This is a genomic window from Haloarcula regularis, from assembly GCF_029338315.1.
Classification (GTDB): domain Archaea; phylum Halobacteriota; class Halobacteria; order Halobacteriales; family Haloarculaceae; genus Haloarcula; species Haloarcula regularis.
Genome location: NZ_CP119794.1, coordinates 1,030,090 through 1,053,559 on the forward strand (window position 1 = coordinate 1,030,090; position 23,470 = coordinate 1,053,559).

Sequence of the window (23,470 nt, forward strand, 5' to 3'; positions counted from 1 at the left end):
TGGGCGACGAAACCGGGAGACAGCGCCTCATTGCCGACCGATGCGACCCACGGTTGCCAGTTCACGGGCGGCCGACCACGAGTGGTGAATCTACCGCCCCAACCGTGTCTGTCTGTCTCATCCAACAGTAAGAATAAAATAGCATTACCGTTACAGTGGCCATATGGCGTTCGAATTGAGCGCTGACTCGCTAGGTTTCGATTCGAGTCAGAACCCACTGACGGAGGCGTTGAAAGAGTACTTCATCTGGCCGCTGCTGGCCATCGTGTATCTCAGCATGTCGGCCCTGTTCCCGCAGGTCTGGGGTGTGCGGATCGTCAACCAGGTCATCATCAGTTCCGTCGACCTGGTGGTGCTTGCCATCGGCATCACGTTCGTGATGGCCGCCGCGGAGATCGACCTCTCTATCGTCGGCACGATGGGCGTGGCGCCCTTCGTGGCGACGTGGTTCATCAAGTCACTGGGCGTGCCGTTCATCGTCGCCGTGGGAATCGGGCTGCCGCTCGTCGCGGCGGCCATCGGCCTGATGAACGCCTATCTCGTCAACAAGCTCGAGATCGACTCGCTCATCGCCACGCTGGGGACGTACTTCCTCCTCATCGGGTTACTGTTCGTGTTCACCCAGGGGGCGACCATCTCCGGGTTCGGCGAGGCATACACCTTCATCGGGAACGAGACCGTCGGTGGCGTCAGCCTGATTCTGGTCGCCATCCTGGTCATCGCCGTCGGTGCCCACGTCGTGCTCACGCGCCTTCCGTTCGGACAGGACCTCCTGCTGACCGGCGGGAACGAGGACTCCGCCAGCCGCGCCGGCATCAACACGGAGAAGGTCCGCCGGAACGCCTTCATCATCTGTGCCGTGCTCTCGGCGCTGGCCGGCTTCCTGCTGTCCTCCCGCCTCGCCATCATCAGTTCCACCTTCGGACAGGGGCGGCTCCTGCCGGCCATCGCGGCCCCGATTCTGGGCGGCATCCGACTCACCGGCGGGCAGGCCAGCATCCACCAGGCCGTCGGTGGCGCACTCCTCCTGCAGATGATCGACACCTGCCTGACCATCGCCGGCGTCAGCGGGTACAACGTTCGGCTCTTTACCGGGGTGCTGGTCCTCTTTGCGATCATCCTCGGCGGGCTGCGGACCTACAAGACGGACTGACGCGCTACGGACCCCGTTTTCTGCGGCAGTCGCCATCCTCCTTCGACCGGGCGGTGCGGATGAAATATTAATTCCGTTTCTTTTGGTGCAAAAGATTTAAGTACCAGACTGTAGCATGTGCATGTAGGTTTACGCCTGTTAATCATGACCGACTGGAGCGACTCCACGGACGAAACGCGGCGTAGTTATCTGAAAGCACTCGGTGCAGCCGGGCTTCTCGGTGCCGGCGGCCTCGCCGGCTGTTCGAGCGACGGTGGCTCGGGCGGCGACGGCGGTTCCGGAGACGGCGGTTCCGGAGACGGCGGTTCCGGCGGCGACGGTGGCTCCGGCGGTGACGGCGGGTCCAGCGACGGCGGATCCAGCGACGGCGGCAGCGGCGCCGGGAACCTCATCGGCATCCCGATGAAGTCCCTGTCGGCGTTCTTCTTCCGGACGGCGGCCCGGGGCGCGCAGTACGAGGCCGAACAGCTCGGCTACGAGTCCCAGCTCATCGGCGCCGAGATGGACAGCGAGCAGCTGAACCGCCAGATTTCGAGTCTCGCGACGCGAGAAGAGACGGCGGCAATCATCACGGACCCCGTCGACAGCGAGGCCCAGCAGTCACCCATCAGCAACGCGATGGACGACGGCATCCCGGTGGGCGTCGTCGACACGCCCGCGTCCCGCGAGGCGACCGTCACGGTCGCGTTCGACAACTACCTCGCCGGCGAGAACCTCGCCGACCGGTGTGCCCAGGAGCTCAAAGACAAGTACGGCTCCCTCGAGGGGACGAAGGTCGTCTACTTCCACGGCTTCCTCGGCTCCTTCGCCTGGAACCAGCGCATGAAGGGGACCCGGGACCGCATGGAGGAGATCGCGTCGAACTCCGGGCTGGAGTTCCACAACGTCGAAGGCGGCGGCTCCCCCGAGGAGTTCTCGACCTCCGCGACGGAGTGGCTCTCGCAGAACCAGGACGTCGACGCCGTCCTCAACGCCTCCTCGGGTGGCTTCCTGGCCGGTGTCGTCCAGACGCTCGACCGCCAGGACCAGCTGTACTACCGCGGCAACGAGGAACACATCTTCGTCGGGGCCGTCGACGGCTACCTCAGCGACGTGAAGTGGATGAACGAGGGGTACATCGACTTCATCTCGATGCAGAACCCGGTCGCGTACGGCCAGATCTGTGTCGACCTGCTCGACGAGTACGCCATCGGCCAGGGTGCCCGCGACGTGATTCCGGTCGGCGAGACGGCGACCGACGTCATCAAGCCCGAACGGTTCTACTACGGCGCGGAACTGGGCAAGGAACCGGAGATCGAACAGACGGATTACGGTCCGCGCTACACGGTGCCGACCTACATCATGGGGCCGGAGAACGTCGACAACGACATGCACTGGCCCAAGCTCGCCGAGAGTCGCCTCGGTATGGAGTCCGAGACGGCCGACCTCGACCTCTCGCCGCAGGGCGACCCGCCGTCGTAATCGAACCCTCGTCTCTCCGACACGCTCTCCCCAGCTACGTTCGGTCCGCCTCGCTTTCTCTTCTCTCGATTTCGTCCTCAGTACTTGCAGATGCCGGCCGTGACGTTGACGTCCTGTCCGGTGATGTGACTCGCCTGCTCGGAACACAGAAACAGGACGACGTTTGCCACGTCCTCGGGTTGGGTGAACGCGTCGAGCGGCGAGACCGCTCGGAACTCCGCTTCCACCTCGTCGTAGGGGCGGTCCTGGTTGGTCGCCTGCCCTTCGATGACCTCGCGCAGGCGCGGGCCCTCGACGCTGCCGGGACAGACGGCGTTGACCGTGACGTCGTCGTCGGCCAGCTCCTCGGCCAGCGTCCGGACGAACCCGATGATGCCCATCTTCGCCGTGGTGTAGGGCGTCCGGTAGGTGAGGGGGCGCTTTCCGCTCATCGACGAGATGTTGACGACGCGCCCCGCGTCGGCTTCCCGGAGGTGGGGAACCGCCGCCCGTGTGGCGTTGAAGTGCCCGCCCAGGTTCACCTCCAGGGTGGACATGAACTCCTCGTGGGTGATGTCCTCGACGGGTTTGGACGGACCGGCGATGCCGACGTTGTTGACCAGGATGTCCAGGCCACCGAACTCGTCGACGGCCTCGTCAACGACCCCGGCCATGTCGTCCGGGTCGCTCGCGTCGCCGGCGACGGGCGTGACAGTGCCCTCCAGTGACTCGAACTCGCTCGCCGTCGCGGCCAGCGCGTCCGCGTCGATATCGTTGACGACCACGTCGACGCCCGCCGCCGCGAGGTGCTCGGCGATGTGTTTCCCGATGCCGCTGCCGCTCGCCGTGACTATCGCGCTATCGCCAGGAATCGTCAGTTCTGCACTCGCCATGTGTCGATGGAGCGTTCGGACGAAAGATAGTCGTTTGGGTGTGTCACATCCGTAGATTGATTTGGGCCGGGCGACCACAACGGAGTATGCGACAGCTCGACCCAGTCATCGTCTCGTGTGCGGTGACCGGCGCGATTCACGTCCCGACGATGTCCCCGCACCTGCCGGTGACGCCCGAGGAGATCGCGTCGGAAGCCATCGCCGCCGCCGAGGCCGGCGCCAGCATCGTCCACATCCACGTCAGGGACCCGGAGACGGGGGAGCCACAGACCGACCTCGACCTGTTCAGACAGGTCGCGTCGGAGATACAGGCCGAGACGGACGTCGTCGTCCAGCCGACGACCGGGGGCGCGCCGACGATGCCCGTCGAGGAGCGCGTCAGTGTCGTCCCGGAACTGGAACCCGAGATGGCCTCCTGTAACATGGGGTCGATAAACTTCGGTCTCTATCCCCTCCTCCAGAAGTACGACGCGTTCGAGTACGAGTGGGAACGGGAGTACCTCGAGGGGACCCGCGACCTGATATTCCCGAACTCCTTCGAAGACTTAGAGACGGTGCTCGATACCTTCGCCGAACACGACACGAAGCCCGAACTGGAGTGTTACGACGTCGGTCACCTCTACAACGCGAAACACATGCTCGACCGGGGGTACCTGGAGCCGCCGCTGCACGTCCAGTTCGTGCTGGGCATCCACGGCGGCATCGGTACCGACGCGGAGAACCTGACCCACATGGTCCACATCGCGGAGAAACTGTTCGGCGACCAGTTCTCGTACTCCGTCATCGGGGCCGGGCGGTCGGAGTTCGCCCGGGCGCTCCAGTCCGTCGACGCCGGCGGCCACGCCCGCGTCGGCCTTGAGGACAACCTCTATCTCGCCCGCGGCCAGCTGGCCGAGAGCAACGCCCAGCTCGTCGAGAAGCTGGTCGACCTCACCCACAGCGTGACCGGGCGAGAGATAGCGACGCCGGCCGAGACCCGCGAGTTCCTGGGCCTGAAGGGACAGGCGGCGACGGACTTCTGAGCGCCGGCCGGAAACGGCGTCACCTGCATCCCGATCCCGTCTGCGAACCGTATCAGCTCACAGGGCCGACGGCGCGTCCGGTCACAGTCGGGCCGTCGTCGCCCCCAGGCATGGAGCGCGTCAGAAATAAGTGGTCGCTGCGTGTGGGAAGAAGTGACGATGTCAGAAGCAATCGCCAGGGAGTACTTCGAACGGTCGGACGACCCGGAGGCGTCGGTCGAGGACGTGGTGGAACTGTTCGCCGAGGACGCGGTGTTGAAATCGCCACGCGAAGGAATCTTCCGGGGCCGGGAGGCCGTCCGCGAGTTCTTCGAACTGAACGCGGAGTTCTTCGCCAGCGGGAGCCACCACATGGACCGGTTCTACACCGACGGGTCGACCGTCGTCTGCGAGGGGACCATCGCCGGCGAGACGACGGCCGGGCGGTCCTACGAGGGCGTCGGCCTGGTCGACGTGATGGAGTTCGCGGACGACGAGATTACCGCGCTACGGGTCTACCTCGACTACAGCGCGATTCTGACCGAGATTCCGGACGAGGTCCCGGACTTCAGGGACTGAACCCCGACGGTCGGGGAAAACTATTTTATCGCACCCGGGGAAGTCGAAGACGGTTTATCATGTACGAGTACGACCAGCCGTTCCGATTCGTGCACCGCACAGACGTCGTCTTCGGAAAGGGGAGAGCCGCCGACATCGGGGAGGAACTGTCCCGACTCGGCGTCGAGCGCCCGTTGCTCGTCACCGACCCGACGCTCGTCGAGGTGGGCGTCGTCGAACCGATCGTCGCCGCGCTCGAGGCCGACGGCATCGATTACGACCTCTACGACGAGGTGGAACCGAATCCGCGGGTCGCCACGGTCGAATCGGGCGTCGACCGCCTGGAGTCGGGCGACAGGGACGGCGTCGTCGGTATCGGCGGCGGGAGCTCGATGGACACGGCGAAGGCCATCGCGGGCCGCGCGACCAACGGCGGCACCATCGCCGACTACGAGGGACTGCAGAACTTCGAGGTCGACCCGCTTCCGACGGTCACCGTTCCGACGACCATCGGGACCGGCAGCGAGGTCACGTCGGCGGCCGTCATCACCCACCCGGACCGGGACGAGAAGCTGGGCATCCTCGACGACGCGCTCATCCCGAACGTCGCCCTGCTGGACCCGACGCTGCTCGAGTCGCTCCCGTCGGACGTCGCGGCGTCGACGGGGATGGACTGTCTGACCCAGTCGGTCATGGCCTATCTCTCGACGAACGCAAATCCCATCACCGACGCGCTGACCAGGGCCGCCGTCGAGATGATCTCCGAGAACCTCCCGGCCGCCGTCGCGAAGAAGGACCTCGACGCGCTGATGAACATGCAAATCGCGACGACCATCGAGGGCACCGGATTCATGAACGCCGGTCTCGGCTTGGTCCACGCGATGTCGCACCCGGTGAGCGCCCACTACGACACGCCCCACGGCGTGACCAACGGGGTCATCCTCCCGGCCGTCCTGAAGTACAACCGGGTCGCGCGCGAGGAGAAGTACGCGGACCTGGCGAACGCGATGGGCGTCGCGACGCACACGATGACGACGCGCGAGGCGTCGAAGCGCTTCGTCGAGGAGGTCGAGGACCTCTCGGCCGCCGTGGGCATTCCCGACGGACTCGCCGATCTCGGCGTCGAGGAGTCGTACCTCCCGGACCTCGCCGAGGCCGCCGTTACGCGCAAGGACACGCGTCGCAACAAGGGCACGAACCCCCGTGTCTCGACCGAGGAGGACGTCCTGGAGATTTACCGCGACGCGTTCTGAGCAGGCCGGACGCGCTCATCGCCGTGTCGCGGGATGCCACGGGGAGCCGACCCACGGCTCGTCCATCAATATTGGACCGAACGTGACAGAAACCAACGATTAGATTCTTTTACCGACGTCCAGCAGCTGTAAATATGGCACAAGACGGCGCGTCCGGTTCGTCGGAACACAACATCCAGGCCGTCCACACGATGTTCACCGTCGTCGACGGCCTCCGGGAGTTCGACAGCGTCGGCGTCTCGGAACTGGCGTCGACGCTCGAGTTACCCAAGAGCACGACCTTCGTCTACCTGAAGACGCTCGAGGAGGCAGGCTACGTGGTAAACGACGGCGGCGAGTACCGCCTGGGACTCCGATTTCTCGAACTCGGTGGGTCGATTCGTCAGCGCCTCCGGCTCTTCCAGGCTGCCAAACAGGAGATAGACGAGCTCTCCTCGCAGGTGGGCGAGGTGGCGAACCTCGGCGTGATGGAGGACGGCCAGCGCGTCCTGCTGTACACCTCCCAGCCCTCCGACGGGATGTTCGACAACGCCCCGACGGGCGAGTTCACGAACATGCACTGGACGGCACTCGGGAAGGCCCTGCTCTCGCAGTTGTCCGACGAACGAGTCGACGCGGTCGTCGACCAGCACGGCCTCCCCAGCGCCACCGACGCCACGATAACCGAGCGCGACGCGCTGTTCGATGAACTGGAGGCCATCCGGGAGCGCGGCTACGCGATCGAGGACCAGGAGCGCCGCGAGGGCGTCAAAGCCGTCGCGATCCCGGTCCGGTACAGCGACGACCCGGACCCCGTCGCCGCCGCGGCCATCTCCGGTCCGAAACGCCGGCTGGGTGACGACAGCCTCGACGACGGCATCCTCGAGGGACTCAGAGAGGCCGTCAACATCATCGAGCTCTCTTACAAACACTACTGAGCCATCGCCGTTCTAGCGTCACGATCCCACTACGGGGACGCTCCGTGTGGCTCCCGAATCGTCCAATATCGTTGGATAGTGGTACCCGGTGACGCGCGCCAGGACACAGACGTGCTTATCTTGGGAAGGGCCCCTCGAGGTTAAATAACGGAAGTACATATGTTACGATCAGGAGGACGGGACGCGAGAAAAATCGTCCAACGATAGTGAACAGCAGAACTGAGTCCGTCGGGCAGCAATATTCGTCGGTTTCAGTGCCCGAAAATACGGGGAAGGGTGGAGAATATCGTCCGGTCGTGTCCCGAGCAGTACACCGCCGGTCGCAGTCCCGCGGTCGGAGACCCAGTGGCGCCGATGTGTCGCCGAGGACAACGTTTTTACTGGTCGCTGAAGTTCCACAGGGTATGGAAACGTTTGCTGGGTTCGACAGACCGAGCGGCCCTGCAGGGGTCCGCAACTACGTCGCCGTGATACCGGTCTCGGTCGCGGCGTCGGCCGTCGCCGACGCTATCGCGGACCGCGCGGGCGAACAGGTCCACTCGACGCCCCACCAGATGGGGACCGACCCGCCCGAACAGGCACGCGAACAGATAGAGCGGACGCTATCCGGCATCGGGACGAACCCGAACGTCGGTGCCGCTGTCGTCGTCGAACTGGGGACCGAGTCGACGGACGCCGACGCCGTCGCCGACGCGATCGCCGACGCCGAGCGCGACGTCGAGGTACTCAGAATTCGCGATCGCGGCGGCACGTCCGCCGCCGTCGAGGCCGGCGTCGAAGCAGCCGACCGGCTCTGGGCCGACATCGCCGGCCTGGAGCGGACCGAACAGGACGCCAGCCAGCTCATCTTCGGCGTGGAGTGTGGCGGGTCTGACGCCACGAGCGGCATCGCGTCCAACCCTGCCGTCGGCAGGGCCTGTGACCGCCTCGTCGAGGACGGGGGGACGGCCTCGTTCTCTGAGACACCCGAATTCATCGGCGCCGAGCACATCCTCGCGGACCGCTGTGAGTCCGAGTCCCTCCGAGAGCGCCTGCTCGAGCGGGTGGACTTCCGCGAGTCGGCCGCCCAGCTGATGGGCGTCGACCTCCGGGGGGCCCAGCCCAGCCCGGGCAACCAGGAGGGCGGCCTGACGACCATCGAGGAGAAGAGCCTCGGGGCCATCGTGAAAGGCGGAACCACGGCCGTCCGCGGTCTGGTCGACTACGCCGAGTCGCTGCCGGTCGGCGGCGGCCTCGTGCTGATGGACACGCCGGGCTACGACATCGAGAGCGTCGTGGGCAAGGTCGCCGGCGGCGCGCAGATCGTCGCGTTCACGACCGGACGCGGGTCGACCACGGGCAACCCCATCGCCCCGGTGATCAAGGTGACGGGCAACCCCAAGACCGCCGAGCGCCTCGCCTCGAACATGGACATCGACGTGAGCACCATCCTCGAGGGCGAGTCCATCGAGTCGGCCGGCGACAGGGTCTACGACCTCCTGCTGGAGGTGGCCAGCGGCGAGCGGACCGCCGCCGAACTCCGACGCCTGGAGGAGTTCGCGATCAACGAACTGCAGCCAAACGAGCTGGCCCAACTGAGGGAGAACGCATGAAGGGAGAAGTACTCGGCGGCGTCGGCCTCCAGATGAGCCGGGACGACAACGTGGTCACCGCCATCGACGACGTCGAGGCGGGTGCGGTGATCCCGTACGACAGCGGGGAGGTCGGCGTCGAGGAGGCGGTCCCCTTCGGCCACAAGATAGCGCTAGTCGAACTGGCTCCGGGTGACGAGGTACACAAGTACGGCGAGGTGATCGGCCGGGCGACCGAACGCATCGAACCCGGCCAGTGGGTCCACACGCACAACTGCAGGAGTACGCGCGGCCGCGGCGACATCACCGACGGCAAAGAGGAGGTGGCCTGATGGCGCCCGTCTCCGACCAGCGGCCAGTCGACCCGACCGCGCTGACCTTCGAGGGATACCGCCGGGGCGACGGGAGCCTCGGGGTCCGCAACAACGTCCTGGTGATGCCCTCGGTCATCTGCTCGCACATCGTCGCCGACCGCATCGCCGACGCGACGGACCGGGCGGTCAGCGTCCCGCACGACCACGGGTGCGCACAGATCGGCGCCGACCACGAACAGACCGAACGCACGATGGTCAACCTCTCGCAGAACCCCAACATCGCGGGGACCACCGTCGTCGGCCTGGGCTGTGAGCACCTCCAGAGCGACGACCTCGCCGCCGCTATCGCCGAGCGGGACCGACCGGTCCGCGAGACGGCGATCCAGGCTGCCGGCGGGTCCGACGCCTGTATCGAGGAGGGCACCGAGGCGACGCGAGAACTCGCCAGGACCGCCGAGTCCTCGGCACGCACGGAGGCGACGCTGTCGGACCTGACCGTCGGCGTCGTCAGTTCCGACGTCGAGGCCTCGACCCGCGAGGTCGCGGACCCCCTCGTCGGCGAGGTTGTCGCGTCGCTGCTCGAAGCGGGCGGGCGGGTCGTCGTCGCGGGCACGGAACGGCTGGCGGCCCACGTCGACACCGTCGCCGAACGTGCCGCGAACGATGCGGCCGCCGAATCGCTACGGGCGGTCGCCGAGCGCAGCGCCAGCCAGCCCGGCAACGTGCGGAACATCGTCCACCGGTCCGGGGAGCACTCCCTCGAGTCGCTCACCGGTGCCTGGGGCGGGGCCCCCGTCGAGGACGTCCTCGAGTACGGCGAGCAGGCGACGGCCGACGGCGGCCTGTCCCTCGTCGACGCACCCTCGCGGTTCGAGGAAGCCACGACGGCCCTGGCGGCCGCCGGGGCGTCAATCGTCGTCCACGTCACCGCCGACGGGATTCCGACGGGCCACCCAGTCGTGCCCGTCCTCAAAGTGACCGGCGACGAGGCGACGGCCACGGCGCTGGCGACCGACATGGACGTCGACGCGCGGACCGCCGACGCCGACGAGGTCCTCCGGCAACTCGCCGCGGTCGCCGGCGGGGAACGGACCGCGACCGAACGCCACGGGCTCACGAAGTTCGCCATCAGCCGCATCGGCCCCTCGCTGTAGGGCCGGTCCGCGCCCGTCGCCGGTGACCGTACCGTCGCGATAATCGACGTGTTTTTTCGGAACTACCATCGAATTCTGGTTCCCAAATATTCGAGAAACGGCGAATTACACCGACAGTTCAGCAGACTAGCATCTATTGGGCGCGTATCCGGTACCGTATTCTATGATTCAGGCGCAGACGTGTCGGTTATAGTGGTATCTTCGGCGGAGTGTGGTCTTCCGTGGCCACGGAGGGGCGGACCGTCGGGCCGAGCTAGCGTTCGACCCCCCAAAACGATTTATTCCGGCGGTGAGGAGGTGAGCGTATGTCCCTCGAGAAAGTCGTCGTGTCGGTAGAGAAGGCAGATAGAGCGCACCTGGAGACGCTCGTCGCGGAGGCCATCGACGTCGTCGAGTCCAGCGGGGCGACGGTGTACCTGCAGTACCTGTTCGGGGAAGAGGAGTACGAGGAGATGGTCGACCAGATCGACCCGGACGCAGGCAGCGCCATCGCGGCCGACGACGTCGCCGCGCGCCACGAGAGCGTGAAGGGGCCAGCCGACATGCTCGACGAACACGGCATCGACTACCGGATCAGCGGGGTGGCCGGCGGCCGTCCGTCCGAGCAGATCATCCGCCGCGTGGAGGAGCTGGACGCGGACCTGCTCGTGGTCGGTGGGAGCAAGCGCTCGCCCGCCGGGAAGGCGATGTTCGGGGACTACGCACAGCAGGTGCTCCTGAACGCATCGTGCCCGGTCCTGTACATCAAACGCGAGTGAGCGACCGACGGGGCCGTCAGCGGAGGCGCCCGAGCAGTTCGTAGTCGTGGTCCGGTTCGTAGCGCCGGAACAGGAGGCTGTTCGTGAGCACCGAGACCGACGAGAACGCCATCGCACCGGCGGCCAGCACCGGCTGGAGCAAGCCGAGCGAGGCCAGCGGAATCATCGCCGTGTTGTACCCCAGCGCCCAGAAGAGGTTCTGCTTGATCTTCGCGAGCGTCCCCTCGCTGATGCGGATGGCCTTGACCACGTCGAGCGGGTCGTCGCGCATCAGCGTCACGTCCGCGGCCTCGATGGCGACGTCGGTGCCGGAGCCGATGGCAGTCCCGACGTACGCGACGGCGAGGGCGGGCGCGTCGTTGACGCCGTCGCCGACCATCATGGCCTTGCGACCCTCGTCCTGGATGGCCTCGACGGCGTCGGACTTGTCCTCGGGCAGGACCTCCGCGCGGACCATTTCGGGGTCGATGCCGACCTGTTCGGCGACGGCACGGGCGGTGCGCTCGTTGTCGCCGGTTATCATCATCACGTCGGTGCCGCGTTCCCGGAGGGCAGCGACGGCGTCGACGGCGCTGTCCTTGACCGTGTCGGCGTTAGCGACGACGCCGACCAGCGCGCCCTCGTAGGCGACCAGCATCGCCGTCTTGCCCTCGCTCTCTAAGCGTTCCATCGTCTCGGCGGCCGGGTCCGGGTCGACGCCGTTGTCCCGCAACAGCTTGCGGTTTCCCACGAGTACCTCGCCGCCATCGACGGTGGCACGGACCCCGTGACCGGGGACGTTCTCGAAGTCTTCGGCGTCCGCGAGCGACAGGGCACGCTCGTGTGCGCCGTCGACGATGGCCCGGGCCAGCGGGTGTTCGCTCCCGCGCTCGGCGCTTCCGGCCAGGCGGAGGACCGCGTCCTCGTCGAGCTCGTCGCTGACGGTCACCTGGCCCCCGTCGGCGACCGAGTCGCCGCCGTCCGGGACCGCGGCGTCGGCCTCGAACGCGACGACGTCGGTGAGGCGCATCTCGCCTTCGGTCAGCGTCCCGGTCTTGTCGAAGACGACGGTGTCGACGTCTCTGGCCCGCTCTAAGACGTCACCGCCCTTGAACAGGACGCCGTTCTGTGCGCCGATGGTCGTCCCGACCATCGTCGCCGCGGGCGTCGCCAGGCCCAGCGCGCAGGGACAGGCGATGAGCACCGCGGACGCGAAGACGATGACCGCGAACTCGAACGCCGAGAGCGCGGCCGGGCCGCCCCCGACCAGCCCCCACAGCGGGAGCGCCCCGACGAAGCCCGCGAGCGCCGCCGGGAAGAAGTACCAGACGGTGGCCCAGAACAGGGCGTTGACGATGACCGCGGGCACGAAGTACGCCGAGATGCGGTCGGCGAGATTCTGGATGTCGGGCTGGCGGGACTGGGCCTCCTTGACCGTCTTGACGATCTGCTGGAGCGCGGTGTCGGCCCCGACCTTCGTCGCCTCGACGACGAGCACCCCGTTCTCGTTGATCGTCGACCCGACCACCTCGTCGCCCTCGCCCTTCTCGACGGGCACGGACTCGCCGGTGACCATCGACTCGTCGACGGCGCTCTGGCCGTCGACCACGACGCCGTCCGTGGGTATCTGCTCGCCGGGGCGGACCTTCATCCGGTCGCCCACCTCGACGTCCTCGACGGGCACCTCGCGCTCGCTGCCGTCCTCGTCGACCAGCGTGGCGGTGTCGGCCTCCATCTCCAGGAGTTTCCGGAGCGCCTCGCTGGCCTGGCCCTTCGAGCGGGCCTCCAGATAGTTGCCCAGCGTGATGAACACCAGGATGAGGGCGGCCGTATCGAAGTACAGGCCCTCACTGGCGAGCAGGCCCAGCAGGACGACGACGGAGTACAGGTACGCCGTCGACGACCCGAGCGCGATGAGGACGTCCATGTTCGCGGTGCGGTTCCTGACCACCGCCTTGTAGGAGTTCCTGTAGAACGGGGAGCCCAGCACGAGCTGAACGGGCGTCGCCAGCAGGAACTCGACCCAGCCAAAGTCGACGCCGAACACCGTCGCCGGGAGGAGGTCGCCGCCCAGCACCAGGCGCTCGACGAGGAAACCGAGGAGCGGGGCCGCGAGCGCCGCACCGAACAGCGTGAGACGACGCTGGCGTCGAATCTCCTCGGTCCGGGCGGCCTCACGCCGCTCGTCTTCGGCGCCGTCCGTCTCGCCGTCCGGGCGGACCGGCGTGTACCCCGCGTCCTCGATGGCCTCGTAGAGGTCGGCCAGTCTCGCCTCGGCGGGGTTGTAGGTCACCTGCGCCTCGTCGGTGGCGAAGTTGGCCGTCGCCTCGACGACGCCCGGAGTCTCCGCGAGCGCACGCTCGACCGTCTTCGAGCAGTTCGCACACGTCATGTCGCTGATGCCGACGGTGACCGACTCCGTCCGCGGTTCGTAGCCCGCGTCCTCGATGGCGTCGAACACCGCTCGCAGCGAGACGCGCTCGGGGTCGTACTCGACTGTCCCCTCGTCCGTGGCGAAGTTGACCGACGCCGACGAGACGCCGTCGAGCGACTCCAGGGCCTCCTGGACGGTCCCCGAGCAGTTCGCACAGCTCATCCCCCCGATCTCGATCTGACTGCGGCGCTGACTCATTACGTAGGGATACGTCCTCCGTATTCAACGGGGTTTCCCTTTCGAGAACCAAGTGAAAGTGGCCCTCGAATTTCGAATCCAAAGAGAGTCCGGTCGTCTACCGTCTCACTCGACGCCCTGCTTGAGGCGTTCGTACTGGTCCTCGAAGCGGGCCTCACAGGACGGACAGCAGAACTGGTACAGGTCGCCGTCGAACCGACGGGCCGACCCCTCGCTGTCGACGGTGTTGCCACACTGGGCGCAGGTGAGCGCGAACTCCGTCCCGCCCAGGTCGGGCGACCAGTGAGCCCCGGCCAGCAGCGTCACCTCGATGTCCGCCACCGCGTCCTCGGCGACGGTGTCCGAGAGCCAGCCGGCGATGTCGTTGTCCGGTACCCGCGCGAACACCACCAGGTCGCCCTCGGCGGTGGTGAAGACGTGGTCGACGGCCCCGGAGTTCAGCAAGGTCTCCCGCACCGACGCCACCGACTGGGTCTCCGGTGCCACCTCGACCGTGACGAGGACGGGAATCCCGCTCCGCAGCTGTGACCGGTCGACGTCGAGGGTGAACCGCTGGATGACGCCGACGTCCTCGAGCCGGTCGACCCGGTCCGAGACGGCGGGCGCCGAGAGGCCCACCACCTCGGCGATGTCGCTGAAGGGGCGACGGGCGTTCGAGAGCAACAGCTGCAGGATCTCCAGGTCGGTCTCGTCCAGTTCGCGCATGCCGCCAGTTCGATGCCGTAGCGCAAAAGCGTCACGCCGAGTTTCCGTTCGGTTCGAAGGTTTGCCTGCCCGGTGAGTTTGGATTCGAAGGTCTACTCGTCGGTGACGGCGGCCATCGTCGCCTCCAGGTCCCGTATCGACGCGTCGATGTCCTCGACGAGGTCGGACTGGCGACGGTTGGCCTCCGCGATGGCCTCGATCTCGGTGACGAGTTCGTCGGCCTGTGCAGTCACCTCGTCGACCATGCTCGCGACCGCCTCGGTGCTCGCGGCCTGGTCATCGGCGGCCGTCGCGACGTCCCGGATGCCCTCGGCAGTGTGACTCACCGCCGTCGCTATCTCCTCGAGGGTCGTCATGACGTGTTCGGCCTGGTCGACCCCCCGGGAGAGTTCCTCGTTCGTCTCGCGGATGCTCTCGACGGTCTCTCCGGCGGTTCCCTGGACCTCCTCGATGGTGCGCTCTATCGCCTGGGCCTGGGACTGGGACTCGCTGGCGAGCGTCTTTATCTCGTCGGCGACGACCCCGAAGCCGTCGCCCTCCTCGCCGGCCCGGGCCGCCTCGATGGAGGCGTTCAGCGCGAGCATGTTCGTCTGTTCGGCGATGCCGTCGATGACCTCGACGATCTCGTCGATGTCGTCGATGCGCTCGCGCAGGTCGTTGACGTCGGTCGCCATCTCCTCGGCGGCGTCGCTCACCGACTCCATGACTTCGATGGCCTCGGTGGCTGACTCGCGGCCGTCCTCGGCTAAGCGTTCGGCCTCGTCGCTCGTCGACTGGACCTCCTGTGCGGTCGAGGCGACCTCCTCGATGCTGGCGCTGAGGTCCGACACCTCGGTCGCGGTCTGTTCCATGTTGTCGTACTGCTCGGTCGCGATGTCGACGCTCTCGTCGGAGCTCTCCGCGACGTCCTGGGCGGACTCTCGGAGGTCGACGACGGCATCGCTGACCTCCTCGGAGACCGTCTCCTGGGCCGCGGCCATCTGCTCTCGCTCCTCGACCAGGTCGGTGACGATGGGCGTCATCTCGACGGCGCCGATGACCTCGCCGTCGGTCGTCTCCATCGGGACGGCCATCGACCGGTTCCAGATGGGCCCCTCGTCGGTCGGCACCTTCCGGAACTGTTCCTCCCAGACAGTCTCCTCGGTCCGGGCGACCGTCTCGGCGAGTATCTCGGACTCGCCCTCGGTGCCGAAGAACTCGTAGCCCATCGTCCCGATGGCCTCCTCGCGCGAACGGGCGTACGCTTCCTCGGCCGCCCCGTTGAAGTGTCTGAGCACCCGGTCCCGGTCGACGGCGAACATCGGTTCCGGGAACTCCGCGATGAGCTGGGTAAACAGGTGGCGCCACTCGTCGCGCTCGGCGCGGAGCTGCTCGCGGGTTTTTGCTTCGTCGGGCTCGTCGGCCTCGACGAACGATGCGAACGTGTCGTCGTGTGGTGTCTCGGTCTCGAAGGTGCTCATCTCGATAGTCTCCAGAAGTCGGTTGTCGTGCGCTCGTGTGCCCGTCGAATCGTCGACTCGTGTCAGGTTCCGAGGTAGAGCTCGGCGACCTCCTCGGAGTCGAGCAGTTCGGCACCGGTCCCCTCCATGCGGGATTCGCCCATGTCGAGGACGATGCCGCGGTCGGACTCAGAGAGCGCCCGGCGGGCGTTCTGTTCGACCATCAGGACGGAGGTGCCGTCGTCGTTGATCTCACTGATCTTCTCGAACATGTCGTCGACGAGGTCCGGTGCGAGTCCGGCCGAGGGTTCGTCGAGAATGAGCAGGTCGGGGTCGAGCATCAACCCGGCGCCCATCGCGACCATCTGTTGCTGGCCCCCACTGAGGTTGCCCGCGAGCGTCGTCGTCCGGTTCTCCAGTTCGGGGAACCGCTCGTAGACGCCCTCCAGCCGCGACTCGAAGACGTCGTCGTCCTCGAGCGACCACGCGCCCATCTTCAGGTTCTCCATGACCGTCAGGTTGGGGAAGACGTTGTCGACCTGCGGGACGAAACACATCCCGTAGTCGATGGCCTCGTCGGCCGGGACGTCGGTGACGTCCTCGCCCTGGAACGTGACGGTTCCCTCGCGGACCCGCAAGAGGCCCACGATGGTCTTCAGGAACGTCGACTTCCCGGCGCCGTTGGGACCGATGATGGTCACCATCTCGCCGTCCTCCATCTCCAGGCTCGCGCCGTTGACGATGATGGCGTCCCCGTAGCCGCTTTTCAGGTTCTTCGCTTCGAGGAACGTCATACTTCACCTCCGAAGTACGCCTCGAGCAGCTCGTCGTCGTTCTGGACGACCGCCGGTGGCCCGCTGGTCAGCACCTGTCCCTGGTGCATCCCGATGACCTTGTCGCTGATGTTCATGATCATGTCGACGTCGTGCTCGACGATGAGGAAGGTGATCCCCTGCGCGCTCAACTCGTGGATCATCTCGATGATGTCGTCGGTGAGACTCGGGTTGACGCCGGCCATCGGCTCGTCGAGCAGGAGGATGTCCGGCTCGGCCATCAGCGCGCGGCCGAGTTCGAGCAGCTTTCGCTGGCCACCCGATAGGTTGCCGGCGTACTCGTCGCGCAGGTCCCACAGTTCGAGCTCCCGCAGGAGTTCCTCGGCGCGCTCGCCGATCTCCGCCTCGCGGTCCTTTGCGGTGCCGGCCACGGCGTGGATCACCTTCTCGCCGTCGTGGTCCTGGCCGCCCAGGCGCATGTTCTGTGACACCTTCATCCCGGTGAGTTCCCGGGTGATCTGGAAGGTCCGCACCATGCCCTCCTTCGAACGTTCCTCCGGCGAGAGGTCGATGATCTCCTCGCCGCGGAACCGGACTGAGCCCTCGTCGGCCTCGTAGAAGCCCGTGATCAGGTTGAACGTCGTGGACTTCCCGGCCCCGTTGGGGCCGATGAGACCGACGATGGTCCCCTTCTCGACGTCGAAACTCGCGCCGTCGACGGCCGTGAGCCCACCGAAGGACTTCCGGAGGTTCTCGACCGCCAGGATCGGGTCGGTACTCATCGCGTGGCCTCCCCGAACAGCCCGTCCGGCCGTGTCAGCAGACCGACGACGAGGACGAGCAGTCCGATAAGCGGCTTGTACTCCGACGGGATGACGACGACGCTCAGCTCCTGCAGCAGGCCGATCGCGTAGCCGCCGACGACCGCGCCGACCGGGTCACCGATACCGCCGAGGATGACGGCGGCGAAGATGGGGATGAGCGTCAGGAAGCCCATCGTCGGGCGCAGGACGCTGTCGATGCCGAGCATCACGCCCGCGATGCCGGCGATGAGGCCACCGACCAGCCAGACGTACAGGACCAGCCGTTCGGTGTTGACACCGCGGATCTGTGCGAGGTCGGTGTCGTCCGAGGCCGCCCGCATCGCGATGCCGATGTCCGTCTTCCGGAGCAGGACGAAGGTGAGCGCCAGCACGCCGAAACTCAGGATGATGATGGCCACCTGGTCCGGGAGGATGCTGATGCCGAAGTAGGTCGGCGCCTGCTCGATCGGGATGTCGAACCGTTTGGTCCCGCTCCCCCAGATGATCCGGATGGAGTTCCGGAGGATAAAGGAGAGTCCGATGGAGACGACGAGCAACACGATCGCCGACCGGTTGCGGAACTTCTCGAAGACCACCTTGTCCAGTGCGATCGCGAGGACGCCGGCCCCCAGTACGCCACCGATACCCGCCACGACCATCGGCATGTTCGCCTGCGTGTTCAGCCCGAAGGCGACGAACGCGCCGAAGGCCATGTACTCGCCGTAGGCGATGTTGATGAAATCGAGGATGCCGAAGATGAGCGTCAGGCCCAGCGCGCCAAGCGCGATGAGACTCCCCGAGACCAGCCCGAACCAGATGAACTGCGGGTCGAAGGTCGCCATCACTCGCCCTCCATGGCCTGTCCGGCCTGGATGCGTTCCTTGTCACCCAACAGTCCCTGCGGACGGTAGTACAGGACGACGATGAGCGCCGCCCCGATGAGGATGAGTCGGAGGAACGGGAGTTCGCTCCCGAGCGGGATGTCGTTGGGGAGGAACCGGGTCAGCTGGCGGATCCCGACGATGAAGCTGGTGCCGACGATGGCACCGACGTAGCTCCCCGCCCCGCCGATGATGACGGCTGCCCAGACGCTGAATGTCAGGGACGGCAGGAACATCGTGGGGTTGATCGCGAAGAAGAAGTGCGCCCACAGCGCACCCGCGAGCCCGGCGATGCCGGCACCCAGCCCGAAGGACTTGAGCTTGAACACCGGCGTCCGCTTGCCAAGCGCTCGCGGGACGTCCTCGTCCTCGCGGATGGCGTGGAGCACGCGGCCGAAGGGACTCTCCGAGAGTCGCTTGAACAGGGCGTAACTCGCGATCAGGATCGCGATGGTCAAGCCCAAATAGAACAGGTTGTAGCCCATCTGGAAGCCACCCAGCGAGAGCGGGAAGGCGCCCGCGAGGGGGCGTGGGATGTCCTTAATTCCCTGCGTCCCCGCGGTCAACCACGCCTCGTTGGTGATGATGAGGCGGATCATCTCCGCCGCGCTCAGCGTGACCATCGCGAGATAGTCGCCCTCGAGACGAAGGCTGGGTAGCGCGATCAGGATGCCGAACAGCGCGGCGACGATCGTTGCCGCCACCAGACCGATCACGATCGGGAGTTCCAGCCCGACGATGCGGTCGCCGAGCAGCCCGGTCGCGGCCGGGGTCGTGAGTACTGTCGACGTGTACGCACCGACGGCGAAGAAGCCCGCGTGCGCGAAGTTGAGCAGGCCGGTGTCCCCCCAGTGCATGTTCATCCCGATGGCCAGCAGGGAGTAGATGATGGCGATGATGAGAACCGTTACCAGCAGTTGTGAGTACGCCATCATCGACCACCCGTGTGTGAGCGTGTTGTTCGTCGTCTCGTCCGTCTCAATCGATTGGTATCTATGGTCATTTTCTTCGTCAGTGAAATATGTGAAAGATGGATCGTCGGAACCGCGTCAGCTCGTCGGTGCGGGCGTCCTCACTCCGTGGCCAGATCCTGGGCGGAGTAGGTCTTGACCTCGACCCACTCGCCGTCCTGGGCCTGGAGCGCGGAGAACGGCCCCAGCGGATCGCCCTTGTCGTTGAAGTTCTGCGGGTTCGCCGCGCCGTGGTAGTTTATCTCCTCGCCGTTCTCGAGCGCCTTCTTGCCCTGGGCGAACGTGGAGACCTTCTTCCCCGGCGGGTTCCCGAGTTCGCTGAGGTGCTTCGGGACCGCCTGCCGGTTGGCCTCGCCCTCCTTGACGAACGCGAGGCCGATGAGGTTCATCGCGTCGTAGGCGGCCGCTGCGAACGCACCCGGCTCCTTGTCGTGCTGGGCCTGGTGGCGCTCGACAAAGACGTCGTTGGCGGGGCCGGGAGCCGGGGCCTGCCCGACCATCCCCTCCATGACGTCGGCGCCCATCTCCTCGATGAAGTCGGGAGTCAGCACGTCGTTGCCGAGCAGCAGCTCGAAGTCCTCGTCGGCGCCGGCCTCGACGTAGTTCTGGATGAACAGGCCACTGACCTCGGTCGCGGCCGTCATCGAGACGACGTCCACGTCGGCGTCCTGGAGCGCCTGCACCTCGCTGCGGTAGTCGCTCGCGGCCGGGTCGAGGGGGACTTCTTCCTTGACGCTCCCACCGAGGGTGCTGAAGTAGTCACCCGACGCCGCCGAGAAGCTCTGGGACCCGCGGTCGTTCTTGTAGGCCAGCGCCATCGACTCCGCACCGAGTTCGTTGTAGGCGTACTGGGCCTGTGCGCGGGCACCGATACCGTCCGAGGGGACCGTCCGCCAGATGTACTTGCCGCCGACGTTGTCGAGTTGGATGGTCCCCGTCATCGGCGAGACGAACGAGAGTTTCGCGCTCCGGGCCGGCTCGATGAGCGACGGCGTCACCGAACTGGACGGACCGACCATCGTCATGACGCCCTCGCTGTCGAGGGTGTTGAACCCGGAGATGGCCGGCTGGGGCTTCGTCTCGGAGTCCTGTTCGCTGATCTCGACGGTCGTCCCGAGGACGCCTGTCGCGTTGACGCCGCCCTCGGCTTCGAGCGCTGTCTGGACGCCGCGGCGGGAGTTCGGCCCGATCCAGCCGAGGCCACCACTGAACGGCGAGAGGTTCCCGACGGGGATCGGGCCGGAGTCACCGCTCTCACCGGCGGATCCGCCGTCACTGCTGCTCTCGCCGTCGCTGCTACCGTCACTGCCACCGTCGCTGCTGCCGTCACCGGAGCTACCGTCGCTCGAGCTGCCGTCACCGGAACCACCGTCGCCACCACCACTACACCCGGCGAGTCCGGCCAGCGCCGCGAGTCCGGCGCCTTTCAGGTACGTTCGTCGGCCGATTCGCTTCTGTCCCTCCGAGTCCATGCCTCGTGGCATGAGTCTAGCACTATACTGGCATCACTTATAATTTGGGGGAAGATAATTTACAACATCTTTCATGCGTCATCCACGACTCGACGCTAATCGGGGCGGAGGCGGCATTCATGGGCTTTATTACAATCGTTCGTGTACGTGCGTGATATCAGGCCCGTATTCACACGACTGAACGACGCGCTCCCGCATCCATGACCGCCGAAACACTCCTGACACCGGAACCGACGCGAACGTTCGCCTCTCCGGTCGTTTGTCGACCGGCCGAGCACGGGCCAGTGTCGACCACGTGGTACCCGCGTTTCATGCTACGTCTGGCACGAGTCCGTGTACACGACTGAACCCGATATGTACACGAGTGAACCGGGCGTGCATTCGTGTGCACGGGTGTCGCCACAACAACTCTTATTTTTGTCCCCCCTCATACGTGAGTCATGGTCAACTGGCGCGAGGACAGCGGCCGCGCAGCGTCGGACCGCGTCCCGCTGGATGCGATCGTCGACGTGTTCCGGGACCGCGACGACCTCGCGCGCCCGTTGACCGCGAGCGACATCATGGACGAGGTCGGGTGCTCCCGTCGCACGGCCCACAACAAGCTCAACGAACTCGTCGAGGAGGGGGTCCTCGAGACGCGCAAGGTCGGCTCCCGGAGCCGCGTCTGGTGGGAGCCGATACACGAACGGCCCGACGACCGCCCGTCCGAGGCGTCGACGGCCCCCGAACACCTCGTCGAGGAGGTCGACCTGCCCGGGACGGGCAAGACTCTCAAGGCTCGCCAGGAGGCCCTGCTGGCGTCCTACGAGTACCTCCAGGAACACCCCGAGGCCAAGAAGTCGGACTTCCTCCAGGACGTGTTCCCGCAGAACCCCGCGGAGTACGAGACCGCGGAGGGGTGGTGGAACGCCATCCAGCCCGCGCTCGCGGAGCTGCCGGGCGTCAACCCTCCCGAGGAACGGGGTCACATCTGGCACTTCCTCGGGGGGTAAACACTTTTGACAGGGTAGTCCATCGTTCCCCACACGAACGGGCGACCGGTCGCATCAGGATAGTGAGTCTGCCGCTATGACCCAAGGGAACACAGAGGAGCGGGAGGGGACGGTGTACATGTCCGAGGAGGAGGGGCGGGAGTACCGCAGCTCCTCCTACATGCCGACCGCCTACGACAACCTCGATATCGCTCCCGAGACCCCGGAGTTCCCCGACCGCGGCAGGGACGACGGCTACCGCGTCCTCGACCTGCCACGGGTGCCAAAGCTCTCCCACGTCGTCGGCCCCAGCGCCATCATGCTCGGGGCCTCGCTGGGCAGCGGCGAGACGCTGTTCTGGCCGGTCCTCATCGCCCAGCACGGCTGGGCGCTGTACTGGGCCTTCTTCTTCGGCGTCCTGACGCAGTTTTTCATCAACACGGAGATACAGCGCTGGACGCTCGCGACCGGCGAGTCGGTGTTTCGCGCGTTCGAACGGGTACACCCGTTCTGGCCGTTCCTGTTTCTCGTCCTCGGGTTCGTCAGCCTCGGCTGGCCCGGGTGGGCGGCGAGCGCCGCCAAGGTCGGTGCCATCGGCGCCGGCATGGAGGAGCTCGAACTGGCACTGGGCCCCGTCGACCTGGTGGCCTGGCGCCTCTTTGGCATCGTGTTGATGGTGCTCATCTGGACGACCTACCAGCTGACGCCGCTGATGTACAACGTCGTCGAGCGAACCCAGATCATCCTGGTCACCATCGCCTCGGTGTTCGCCGTCGCGCTGTTCGTCGCGCTGGGGTCGGTCAACGAACTGGCGAACGTGCCCGGCGGCATCGCCAGCGTTGGGACCATCCCCCCCGGGCAGCGACATCGCCATCTTCCTCGGCGGCCTCGCCTACGCCGGCGCCGGCGGGTACCTCAACCTCTCACAGAGCCTCTGGGTGCGCGAGAAGGGCTACGCGATGGGGCGCTACCAGGGCCGCATCAAGAACCCCATCGTCGGCGACGACCCCGAACCGGTCCAGCGCGACGGCTTTTCGTTCCCCCCGACGGTGACAAACATGCGCCGCTGGCGCGGCTGGTGGCGCCTCGCCCAGCTGGAGCACTGCCTTACGTTCGTCGTCGGCCTGCTGGTCGTCGCCACCATGATGATGGCGCTGGCCGCCGAGTACGCCCTGGGGACCGCCGACGACGGGGTCGCGATGTGGGCCAACAACATCGTCCCCCAGGTCGGGGCCATCGGCGGGGCGCTCATCTTCACGACCCTCTTTTTGGCCCTGTTGACCACGGAGTACGCCATCGTCGAGTCGTTCGTCCGCAACAGCGCCGACATCGTCTACGAACTGTACGGGCGCGACGCGGGGTGGAGCCTCCCGCGCATCTTCTGGACGCTGCTGACCGTCTTCATCCTCTGGGGCGTCGCCATCCTGGCCTCGCCCATCCCCATCGAACAGCCCTTCGGCCTGCTTGTCGTCGCCGCGGCAATGTCGGGCGTGATGATGTGGCCCTACACCGCCCTGGTGCTGGTCGTCAACGCCACGCGCCTGCCCGAACACACGCAACCCGGCTGGCTCAGGGTCGTCACGATGTGGTGGGGGACGGGCTTTTTCGGGTACTTCAGCGTCCTGCTCATTGGTCGCGTGCTGACCGACTCCGCGGGCATCGCCGCCTTCGAGACGGACGCGGCCGTGGTCGGGAGCGGCGTCGGCGGGTACGCCCTGTTCGCCGTCTTCGCGGCCGTCCAGGTCCTCGTCGTCGCGGCGTCCATCCGGGGGAAACGCGCCACGAGCGGAACCGTCAGCGACGCCGGCGAGGCGGCCGGCTACCTCGACTGA

Annotated in this window: 20 protein-coding genes and 1 pseudogene; 12 read left to right on the plus strand and 9 right to left on the minus strand. The window is 66.5% G+C overall.

Features of this window, described 5'->3' with window-relative positions; all coding sequences use genetic code 11:
* Positions 1–163: 163 nt before the first annotated feature.
* On the plus strand, positions 164–1,153 hold the full coding sequence (locus tag P1N55_RS05605; protein WP_276277968.1) for an ABC transporter permease: 990 nt from the start codon (positions 164–166) through the stop codon (positions 1,151–1,153).
* A 144-nt stretch (positions 1,154–1,297) separates the two neighbouring features.
* Entirely contained in the window at positions 1,298–2,614 is a 1,317-nt protein-coding gene (locus P1N55_RS05610) for a sugar ABC transporter substrate-binding protein (RefSeq protein ID WP_276277969.1), read from the plus strand.
* A 77-nt stretch (positions 2,615–2,691) separates the two neighbouring features.
* Here P1N55_RS05610 and P1N55_RS05615 read toward each other — a convergent pair whose 3' ends face one another.
* Positions 2,692–3,486, minus strand: coding sequence for an SDR family NAD(P)-dependent oxidoreductase (locus tag P1N55_RS05615; protein WP_276277970.1), 795 nt, complete (start codon positions 3,484–3,486; stop codon positions 2,692–2,694).
* A gap of 86 nt (positions 3,487–3,572) precedes the next feature.
* Here P1N55_RS05615 and P1N55_RS05620 point away from each other — a divergent pair, with 86 nt between their 5' ends.
* The 8 genes from P1N55_RS05620 (at position 3,573) to P1N55_RS05655 (ending at position 11,012) form a co-directional block, all read left to right on the plus strand.
* Positions 3,573–4,508: a BKACE family enzyme gene (locus P1N55_RS05620; protein WP_276277971.1), complete on the plus strand. Its 936-nt coding sequence runs from the start codon at positions 3,573–3,575 to the stop codon at positions 4,506–4,508.
* 159 nt (positions 4,509–4,667) lie between these two features.
* Entirely contained in the window at positions 4,668–5,066 is a 399-nt protein-coding gene (locus tag P1N55_RS05625; protein ID WP_276277972.1) for a nuclear transport factor 2 family protein, read from the plus strand.
* An 89-nt stretch (positions 5,067–5,155) separates the two neighbouring features.
* The gene (locus P1N55_RS05630; protein ID WP_276277973.1) at positions 5,156–6,298 is read left to right on the plus strand and encodes an iron-containing alcohol dehydrogenase; all 1,143 of its coding nucleotides are present in this window, start codon (positions 5,156–5,158) and stop codon (positions 6,296–6,298) included.
* A gap of 134 nt (positions 6,299–6,432) precedes the next feature.
* Entirely contained in the window at positions 6,433–7,215 is a 783-nt protein-coding gene (locus P1N55_RS05635) for an IclR family transcriptional regulator (protein ID WP_276277974.1), read from the plus strand.
* A gap of 404 nt (positions 7,216–7,619) precedes the next feature.
* Positions 7,620–8,807, plus strand: a complete 1,188-nt coding sequence (locus P1N55_RS05640) for a UxaA family hydrolase (protein ID WP_276277975.1) — start codon at positions 7,620–7,622, stop codon at positions 8,805–8,807.
* A complete protein-coding gene (locus P1N55_RS05645; RefSeq protein WP_276277976.1) occupies positions 8,804–9,118 on the plus strand; it encodes a UxaA family hydrolase in 315 nt (104 codons plus the stop codon). Before P1N55_RS05640 ends, P1N55_RS05645 begins: the two co-directional genes overlap by 4 nt.
* On the plus strand, positions 9,118–10,254 hold the full coding sequence (locus P1N55_RS05650) for a UxaA family hydrolase (protein WP_276277977.1): 1,137 nt from the start codon (positions 9,118–9,120) through the stop codon (positions 10,252–10,254). Before P1N55_RS05645 ends, P1N55_RS05650 begins: the two co-directional genes overlap by 1 nt.
* Positions 10,255–10,559: 305 nt before the next feature.
* Entirely contained in the window at positions 10,560–11,012 is a 453-nt protein-coding gene (locus tag P1N55_RS05655; protein WP_276277978.1) for a universal stress protein, read from the plus strand.
* 16 nt (positions 11,013–11,028) lie between these two features.
* On the opposite strand, the gene P1N55_RS05660 is transcribed toward P1N55_RS05655, so the two are convergent.
* The 8 genes from P1N55_RS05660 to P1N55_RS05695 all read right to left on the minus strand — a co-directional run bounded on the left by P1N55_RS05660 (position 11,029) and on the right by P1N55_RS05695 (position 20,679).
* A complete protein-coding gene (locus P1N55_RS05660; RefSeq protein ID WP_276277979.1) occupies positions 11,029–13,623 on the minus strand; it encodes a heavy metal translocating P-type ATPase in 2,595 nt (864 codons plus the stop codon).
* A 105-nt stretch (positions 13,624–13,728) separates the two neighbouring features.
* A complete protein-coding gene (locus P1N55_RS05665; RefSeq protein WP_276277980.1) occupies positions 13,729–14,328 on the minus strand; it encodes an AsnC family transcriptional regulator in 600 nt (199 codons plus the stop codon).
* A gap of 92 nt (positions 14,329–14,420) precedes the next feature.
* Positions 14,421–15,788, minus strand: a complete 1,368-nt coding sequence (locus P1N55_RS05670; protein ID WP_276277981.1) for a methyl-accepting chemotaxis protein — start codon at positions 15,786–15,788, stop codon at positions 14,421–14,423.
* Between the two features lie 62 nt (positions 15,789–15,850).
* Complete coding sequence (locus P1N55_RS05675; RefSeq protein ID WP_276277982.1) at positions 15,851–16,561, minus strand: ABC transporter ATP-binding protein; 711 nt, start codon at positions 16,559–16,561, stop codon at positions 15,851–15,853.
* The gene (locus P1N55_RS05680; protein ID WP_276277983.1) at positions 16,558–17,322 is read right to left on the minus strand and encodes an ABC transporter ATP-binding protein; all 765 of its coding nucleotides are present in this window, start codon (positions 17,320–17,322) and stop codon (positions 16,558–16,560) included. Before P1N55_RS05680 ends, P1N55_RS05675 begins: the two co-directional genes overlap by 4 nt.
* A complete protein-coding gene (locus tag P1N55_RS05685; RefSeq protein ID WP_276277984.1) occupies positions 17,319–18,185 on the minus strand; it encodes a branched-chain amino acid ABC transporter permease in 867 nt (288 codons plus the stop codon). Before P1N55_RS05685 ends, P1N55_RS05680 begins: the two co-directional genes overlap by 4 nt.
* Positions 18,185–19,159: a branched-chain amino acid ABC transporter permease gene (locus P1N55_RS05690; RefSeq protein WP_276277985.1), complete on the minus strand. Its 975-nt coding sequence runs from the start codon at positions 19,157–19,159 to the stop codon at positions 18,185–18,187. The genes P1N55_RS05685 and P1N55_RS05690 overlap by 1 nt, the downstream gene beginning before the upstream one ends.
* Positions 19,160–19,296: 137 nt before the next feature.
* The gene (locus P1N55_RS05695) at positions 19,297–20,679 is read right to left on the minus strand and encodes an ABC transporter substrate-binding protein (protein WP_276277986.1); all 1,383 of its coding nucleotides are present in this window, start codon (positions 20,677–20,679) and stop codon (positions 19,297–19,299) included.
* A gap of 428 nt (positions 20,680–21,107) precedes the next feature.
* On the opposite strand from P1N55_RS05695, the gene P1N55_RS05700 reads away from it, so the two are divergent.
* Positions 21,108–21,659, plus strand: coding sequence for an HTH domain-containing protein (locus tag P1N55_RS05700; protein WP_276277987.1), 552 nt, complete (start codon positions 21,108–21,110; stop codon positions 21,657–21,659).
* A gap of 76 nt (positions 21,660–21,735) precedes the next feature.
* Positions 21,736–23,470: pseudogene (locus tag P1N55_RS19635) on the plus strand (Nramp family divalent metal transporter).